At 60.2% G+C, this 1,612-nt stretch carries 2 protein-coding genes; both read left to right on the plus strand.

Annotated elements, in window-relative coordinates; genetic code table 11:
- Positions 1–6: 6 nt before the first annotated feature.
- Positions 7–630: an amino acid synthesis family protein gene (locus EOA22_RS32905; RefSeq protein ID WP_063170542.1), complete on the plus strand. Its 624-nt coding sequence runs from the start codon at positions 7–9 to the stop codon at positions 628–630.
- An 82-nt stretch (positions 631–712) separates the two neighbouring features.
- Positions 713–1,612, plus strand: a 900-nt coding sequence (locus EOA22_RS32910) for an ABC transporter substrate-binding protein (protein WP_245478746.1), incomplete at its 3' end; no start/stop codon positions are given.

The raw sequence follows: 1,612 nt of genomic DNA on the forward strand, positions 1-1,612 counted from the left end.
GGAAAAATGACGGGCGTCTTGATCCGCAAGATCGTCGATTTCGTCGAGGACACGCTTGTCGAAGGGGGTCGCGCCGCGCCTGTTCCGCTTCGCATGGCCGCCTGCGCGGCGGTAATCCGTAATCCCTGGGCGGGATCGGCATTCGTCGAGGATCTTCAGCCGCACATTATGGAGCACGCCACGGCTCTCACGGACGCCCTCGTGCCTCGCCTAGTGGCGATCATGGGCGGTCCAGACCGGATAGAAGCGTTTGGAAAGTGCGCGGTGACCGGAACGGACGGTGAAGTCGAACATGCCGCCGGCCTGATCCACACGCTGCATTTCGGCAATGTCTTCCGCATCGCCGCCGGTGGAGATTCCTTTCTCCCCTTCACCAACAAACGTGCCGGCGCCGGCACCTCACTCACCGTTCCTTTGACCCACAAGGATGCCGAGAGGAAGGGTAGCCGCGCTCATTTTCTAACCGTGGAATTTACGATTCCAGACGCGCCTGCCCATGACGAGATCGTCATCGCGTTAGGCGCCGCGAACGGTGGGCGACCGCACCATCGCATTGGTGATCGGTTCAACGACATGCGGATCATGGGAGTCGATCAGGCCGGCCGGCCGCTGCCAGCCGAGAGCAGATAACGTGCAAGCCTCGGGTTCTCGTCCCGAGGCTAATAACGGCAATGCCGATAATATTGGGAACTGAACCTACGGAGGACTTGTCATGGATAGAAGGCAATTTATGGCCGCCGTCAGCGGCTTCGCAATCGTGGCCTCTTTGCCGACGGTAGCGCTGGCTCAAGATGCCCAGCCGGTCACCGGCGGCACGCTCAACGTCGGCTTCATCAGCGACGTTCGCACGCTTGACCCCCTTCAGTCGTCGCAATGGACCGAGCGCCAGATCCTTTTCCTGATATTCGATACGCTTCTCGAAACCGAGGCCGACTTCTCCCTGAAGCCCGCCTTGGCGAAAAGCTGGGAGTTTTCGGACGACGGCAAGCGCGTGATCCTGAAGCTGCAGGAAGGCGTGCAGTTCCATGACGGCACGCCATTTAACGCCGAGGCGGTGAAATGGAACCTAGACTCGCGTCTCGATCCGAAAGGCAACTCATCGCAGCTCAAGTTGCTGGAAGGCGTCAAGAATGTCGAAGTGCTGGACGAATTCACTGTCGCCATCGACATGAAGGAACCCTATCCGCCCCTGCTGGCGCTGTTTGCCGACCGCGCTGGGCTCATGGCGTCACCGGCGGCGGCCAAGAAGAACGGCAGCGACGTCGGTTCCAACCCTGTCGGGACCGGTCCGTTCGTTTTCGGCGAATGGGTCCGCGGGTCGCGCATCGCGCTCACCAAGAACGCCAGCTATTGGCAGAAGGGAATGCCCTATCTCGACGGTATTATTTTCCATGACATTCCCACGAACGTCGTCGGCATTCAGCGCATGGCCATCGGCGAACTGGATTTCATCAGCCAGCTTGATCCGCTTGATACGCGCCTTTCCAAGGCCAGCCCGGATATCGAGCTTGTGCCATCGAAGGGTGGCGTCTGGTATTCCTACCAGTGGCGGTGGGACGCCGAGCCATACAACAAGCCGGAACTACGCCAGGCCATAGCGCACGGCCTCAAC

Source organism: Mesorhizobium sp. M7A.F.Ca.US.014.04.1.1 (genome assembly GCF_003998745.1).
GTDB lineage: Bacteria > Pseudomonadota > Alphaproteobacteria > Rhizobiales > Rhizobiaceae > Mesorhizobium > Mesorhizobium ciceri.

What these genes read in the sequence shown, in the direction of transcription:
- EOA22_RS32905 (WP_063170542.1), top strand. Translation starts at nt 7, where the DNA reads ATGACGGGCGTCTTGATCCGCAAGATCGTCGATTTCGTCGAGGACACG.